This window comes from Marinobacter sp. B-21 (assembly GCF_056857895.1).
The window spans coordinates 22,671-28,670 of record NZ_JBSXNZ010000033.1; the positions used below are offsets into that span (position 1 = coordinate 22,671).

Here is a 6,000-nt window from a genome sequence, read left to right on the forward strand (position 1 = left end):
ACATAAAATTGAGATATCCCGTTTCTTGAAATGCCTCCAGACTGTGTTTTAAAGCCTACTGCAAGGCTGTTGTGGCTCAAGTCACAGGTGTTTTTCATTGGGGGCGTCCGAGTGGTTTGGATGAGGGATTTAGGACGGCGTGTTGCCCTGCCTTTTCATCGCCTAGGGACAGGTTTTTGCCAAAACGTGTCCGTTTATTGAAACATGTGCCGTTTTGTAAATTCGCTTGGACAAAAGATCAGCCTTGGCCCATCTTGGATTGTACGGAAATTGACCAGCACACAGGGAGTGGATACATGAAATTTACCGCTATCAGTTTTACTTTTTTCTCCGCACTGATGTCTTCAGTTGTGGTCGCAGAGAAACCGCATGCATTCCCGGACGGGGCTTCAGCGATTGAAAGCCTGCCATTTACGGTAGGTGCTTCGGACAGAAATTCGGCTTCAACCACACGACAAGCCTCATCATTTGACAAGGCTTCGCAACAGAGACTTCCGTCTTTTGCGCCGGCGTCACTTAACGCTCCCAAAGCCGCTAGAACCATGGAGAAGCACGAAGCCCAAAAAATCAAGGCTCGCTCAATTATTGCTGATCCGAACTCCTGATTATCACTTGGCATCGTGAGTGATGCCTAGCCCCGAACACGCCCAAACCACATGGAGGTGACTGATGTCATTCCGCATTCGAGTTGTGTCTTGCCTAATCGCATGCACCGCGCTTGCCTCAACTGCCCAGGCCAACATTCGCGATTACTACGAAGAACCAGGATTGAACCCGTTCAAGGAAACCATCAACCAGAATTTCGGGGAAGAGATCGATCCATTCTCTGGTCAACTGCAACTGAGCTACACGGATCTCGTCGTGCCCGGTAACGGTGGCTTCGATATCCGCATCAATCGGATCTACAACAACCCCCAAGACGCCTTTTTGCCATACAGCCCTTATGGCTACGGCTGGAGCATGCATTTTGGCCGCATTGCCGTTTCAGACAGCAACGCTGATAAGGTTTGCAGTCAGAACCTGTTTTCAGTGGATGTGCTCGACAACCCCTCTCTGGAGCTGGCCGACGGTAGCCGCCAGTTGCTGGTACTCGCGGATCAACACAGCCCTGAGCTAATTACCAAACAGTGGTGGAGTGCTAACTGCAACAGCAACAGCGATGTGATCGTGAAGTCACCGGATGGCACCACCTACACCATGGATTACCGGGCTAACGACTCTGAGGGCCTGAAGATCTACGCGACCCGCATCGAGGATGCCAACGGCAACTGGATGACCATTGACTACAACACCAATGCGTTCAGCATCACGTACATTGAGTCGATTTTTACCAGTGACGGGCGCTCGGTAAATTACAATTATGCGAATACCGGTGGCGACAACACTCGACTTACATCCATTACCGCCAATGGGCAGACCTGGAATTACAGCCACACCTACACCAACAACACCACGCCGGACTTTGCACAGCTAACCACAGTGACCCGTCCAGACGGTGAGAGCTGGAACTACACCTATTACCCAATCACCACCAACGGTGATGCCGCCAGCCTCGCGATCGATACCGTGACCTATCCCTCCGGCGGCATCATCGACTACGACTATGACTATGTTTACTTCAACTTCGGTGCCCAGAAGGCAACAACGGTTGTGACTGGCAAGCAAAACAGCGGCCGCGACATAACGCCGGGCACCTGGTCCTACACCTACACACCAGCCTACAACGGGCAGTATGGTTATGACGAAACCCACATGGTGGCACCGGACCATCAGCGCACCTTCTACCACATCGGCTACACCACCAGCGCCAATGTCTGGGAAATTGGCACCAAGCGTTACGAGGAAGTGTACGACCTTCAAGGAACGATGTTGGAACAGTACTCCTACCAGTACAGCAGCATGCTGCTTTCCAATGAAAACTTCTGGCATGGGCGGGATACCAGCAGAATTGATAATGATACGCAGGTTCCGCTGCTGACCAATATGACGCATTGGCGACAAGGCACCTCCGTACAAACCCAATATTCCAATTTCGATACGTACGCCAAGCCGCAAACCATCATTGAAACCACCAATACCACCGCCACTTCCGATCGGACTCGCACCCGCACCTACAGTCATTCAGCCAACGACTGGATCCTTGGTCTGGTGACTCAGGAAACGATTGATTATCCAAACAGTGCGCCGGTCACCCAGTGGGTCACCGACAGAACTTACGACTCAGCCGGGAATATGTTGACAGAAGACAAGTCGGGCGTTCTGACCACCTACACGTACACCCCTGAAGGCGACATGGCCTCGATCACCGATGCCAACAATCATGTAACTACCTTTTCAAACTATTACCGGGGCACACCTCAGGTTATCAATCGGCCCGAAGCCATTTCAGAGACGCGGATTGTCAATGCGGACGGTACCTTGGCCTCGTCCACAAATGGTGAAGGACACATTGCCTCCTACACCTGGGACGACCTGAACCGCCTGACCGGTATCGACTTCCCCATACACGCAGATGTATTGATCAGCTACGATGACAAGTCGGCCGTATTGACCCGGGGGAGCTACAAGGAAACCCGTTCCTTCGACGGCTTCTGGCGCGACCTTGGCATCAAGCGTGAAGACACCAGCACCAATACGACTACCGAAGTCACCAAGGCCTGGGACGCGGTGGGTAATATGACCTTTGAGAGCTACCCCAACAGCGCTCAGGGCAGAACTATCTCCTACGATGCTCTGCAGCGAGTAACGAGCATCGACTTTCCCGATCAGACCTCGAAAACCTATTCGTACCCAAGTGGGTATGAAATTCGAGAGGTGGATGAAAACGGCCATGTAACCATAAAGACCATCGCCAGCCATGGCACTATGGACGGCAGCTGGCTGATCTTCATCTCGTCGCCCGAAAGCATCGGTACTAGCATCTCGAGGAACGGCCTGGGGCAGGTCTACCGCGTTTTTCAGGGGGAAATTCAGACGGATGGAAGCCTTTTTGGCTACGCCCGCCAGTATATTCATGATGCACGCGGTTTCCTGATGCAGGAAATCCATCAGGAGACAGGAACCACGGTCTATGGCCGCGACAACGTCGGTAATATGACGAGCAAGGAAATCGGTACCAGCGGTATCATTGAAACGCGGACCTACGACGATCTCAACCGCCTGACCACCGTTTCTTACTCAGATAGCACCCCAACGGCCACTTTTACCTATGATGACAACAGCAACCTGACATCGTTAACCAACTCGGCAGCCAATCGCAGCTACACCTACGATCAGAATGACAACCTCGAAAGCGAATCATTGACTGTTGGAAGCGCCACCTACAACGTGACTTACGGCATTGATAATCTGGATCATCTGGCTTCAGTGACGTACCCCAGTGGGCGCACAGTGAACTTTGGCACCAACGCCCTGGGCTGGCAGACCCAGGCAACACCTTATGTGGCGTCTGTGGATCGTCACCCCTCCGGAGCAGTCGATACCATGACCTTCGGCAACGGCGTGGTGACCACCCAGACCCTGGATAGCCGATTGCGGCCTGATACGCTGGTGGCCAATAACGGCCAGGTGGACTTTGTCGATCTGGGTATGGGCTACGACAACGTTGGCAACGTTACCAACATTGTCGACAACGCTGGATCACTCCATAACCACACGATTGGTTACGACGATGTGAACCGAATGACGTCGGCAGTCGGGCAATGGGGGACTGAGACGATCACCTACGACGGCCGGGGCAATATTCTCACACGGGATCGTAATGGCAGTCTGCAGGAGTACTACTACAACTCTGACAAAATGACTTACCGCGTTTTTCCAACCTTTTTCTACACCATCACCCACGACACTCGGGGCAACATGACGAGTGATGGCCCGAACATCATGGTGTACGACGGCGCAAAAAATCTCGCCTCCATTGATAACGGTACCGATGTGATTGATTACGCATACGATGGAGCTAATACCCGGGTCAGCCGGAGTTCGCCATCCGAAGACACTCACGTTCTATACACGATGATGGGTGACCTGCTGGGTGAATACGAGCCAGCAGGCGGATTCAAGGAGTACATCTACGTGGATTCGAAAACCGCCGCCAAGGCGGTGGATGACACCACTGTGGTTGGCCAGTAACGGTTAGGGAGGACAACGCTATGACACGCACTATCTGGAACACGCTGGCCACCCTGGCCGTGCTCATATTCACCGCCTTGCCCCTCAGCGCCGCTGAGGTGGTGACCTACTATCACAACGATCACCTGGGCTCGCCCATTGCGGCGACTGACAGTACCGGAGCCGTGGTATGGCAACAGGCCTACGACCCCTGGGGATTGAAACTCACGGTTAATACCGACGAGCGCGGCTACACCGGTAACTGGCTGGATGAAGAAACGGGCCTGGCCGACCACAAAGCCCGTTGGTACACCTCATCTATCGGTCGGTTCACGGGCATTGACCCAGTGAAATGGCACGAAACAAATATCCACTCCTTTAACCGCTATGCGTACGGGAATAATAATCCGTATAGCTATGCCGACCCGGACGGTGAACTGGCGTTTCCGATTGTGCCGATACTCGGGGTTATGGCGTTGGAGGCTCTGGGTATAGGCCTTGAAGTCGCGACTATGGAGGAAACCTCCGATTCGATCAATCGTTCTGGTGCTGGAACCTTTGGAGTGACGGGCGTAAAGGCTGTCGGCTCCGCTATGCGAATGGGGCTGAGGGGTGCGAATGTTACGAAGGGCCTGAAGGTTTCTCCAAATAGGGCTCCAGGATTGAAAAATGTCCAGGATCGACTCAATTTCCGTGGCGATCCTAATTCGATCGTTAGGGGGGCCGATGTCGCCAGGAAAGGAGGTGGGAAACGCGCGTTTATAACAGATGAGAATGGAAGGATTATTCGAGAAATTACTCCTCAGAGGGTGAAAGAGAGGGTAACCAACCCCTTGCCGGATGGCACAACACGGGAAACTTTCAGAAAAATTGGCTCGCCATCCGCTGACGAACTGAAAATACTTAATAAACTATGATGGACATTACTGAAATAATTCTGAACTTCCAAAAGCTTTTGGCTTCTATCGCAAATAGCTTAGCCGTTATTGGACTGTACAAGGGCAGCGATGAGTGGGATGAGTTAACTGAGGACGCCTTCAGGGCTTTAGTTGTTAATCATTTGGCAGAGAGGTTTGATCTTTCGATATCTCATCAATACGAAATGTGGGCGCAGACAAATAGGGAGATAGTTGTTCGCGTGAGTGCTGGTGAGTCTTTACTTGTTGGATTGAAAGATGGCTTTTCTGAATGCCAGTATCGTTACAATAAGATTCCGAAAAGCGATACTGACATTGAGTTTTCATTTGTTGAGTTTTGGAATCCAATCTTCGATGAGGCAGATCTCGAAGGGTTGGAGTATGTGACGGGTCTTGATGAAGAGGGGCGTATAATTTGCGCAAGAAATAGAGGTTGTAAATTTTTCACAAAGACTTTGTAATCCCAGTGGGTGTAGGCAAGGACACTTAACTACTGCGCGATGCTGTCAGAGAAATTGTCAAATCTGGTGGATAGCCAATCTGACGCGAGCGATGGGGACTGGTTCGTGCGGAATGGTGCAGGCAAATACACAAATTTATTTACAGGCTCTATTTCAGCGCTTTGTGGCTATTTTCGGACTTTTTTTCACGTTTGTCTGCCAACCCTCTATTTGATTTGAAACTGGCCGAGCTTGCCCCTTAAGGAGAGTTCAAAGCTCAGACGAGCCGCGGGTGTTGAAGATGAAGTTAAATAAAAACCTACCTTAAAATTAGGCAATTCAATGGGTTGGGCGTGTTTCTGGGGAATTTTTCACGTTTGTCTGCCAACCCTCCAACGTCATTGAATTAGTGACGTTTATCCAGAGATATCATATAATTACGGTTCACAAACACACGAGGAAAACGCCTCATGAAACTTCCGCCAAAACTAACGGTTGACACGCCCAGCGAGATCCTGACTGAAAATTGTACA

4 protein-coding genes are annotated in these 6,000 nt (G+C 51.3%); all 4 read left to right on the forward strand.

Features of this window, described 5'->3' with window-relative positions; genetic code table 11:
- The first annotated feature begins 296 nt into the window (after window positions 1–296).
- A complete protein-coding gene (locus tag AC13C0_RS01310; protein ID WP_375191214.1) occupies window positions 297–605 on the forward strand; it encodes a hypothetical protein in 309 nt (102 codons plus the stop codon).
- 64 nt (window positions 606–669) lie between these two features.
- Window positions 670–4,131 (forward strand): RHS repeat domain-containing protein, encoded by a 3,462-nt coding sequence (locus tag AC13C0_RS01315; RefSeq protein ID WP_482953818.1) that lies wholly within the window; start codon window positions 670–672, stop codon window positions 4,129–4,131.
- A 20-nt stretch (window positions 4,132–4,151) separates the two neighbouring features.
- Entirely contained in the window at window positions 4,152–5,027 is an 876-nt protein-coding gene (locus AC13C0_RS01320) for an RHS repeat domain-containing protein (protein WP_482953819.1), read from the forward strand.
- Window positions 5,024–5,488, forward strand: coding sequence for a hypothetical protein (locus AC13C0_RS01325; RefSeq protein WP_341581977.1), 465 nt, complete (start codon window positions 5,024–5,026; stop codon window positions 5,486–5,488). Before AC13C0_RS01320 ends, AC13C0_RS01325 begins: the two co-directional genes overlap by 4 nt.
- The last annotated feature ends 512 nt before the right edge of the window (window positions 5,489–6,000 follow it).

Excerpts from the sequence above, each read along its gene's own strand:
- AC13C0_RS01320 (WP_482953819.1), top strand. The coding sequence starts at position 4,152 with ATGACACGCACTATCTGGAACACGCTGGCCACCCTGGCCGTGCTCATA.
- AC13C0_RS01315 (WP_482953818.1), top strand. The coding sequence starts at position 670 with ATGTCATTCCGCATTCGAGTTGTGTCTTGCCTAATCGCATGCACCGCG.
- AC13C0_RS01325 (WP_341581977.1), top strand. The coding sequence starts at position 5,024 with ATGATGGACATTACTGAAATAATTCTGAACTTCCAAAAGCTTTTGGCT.
- AC13C0_RS01310 (WP_375191214.1), top strand. The coding sequence starts at position 297 with ATGAAATTTACCGCTATCAGTTTTACTTTTTTCTCCGCACTGATGTCT.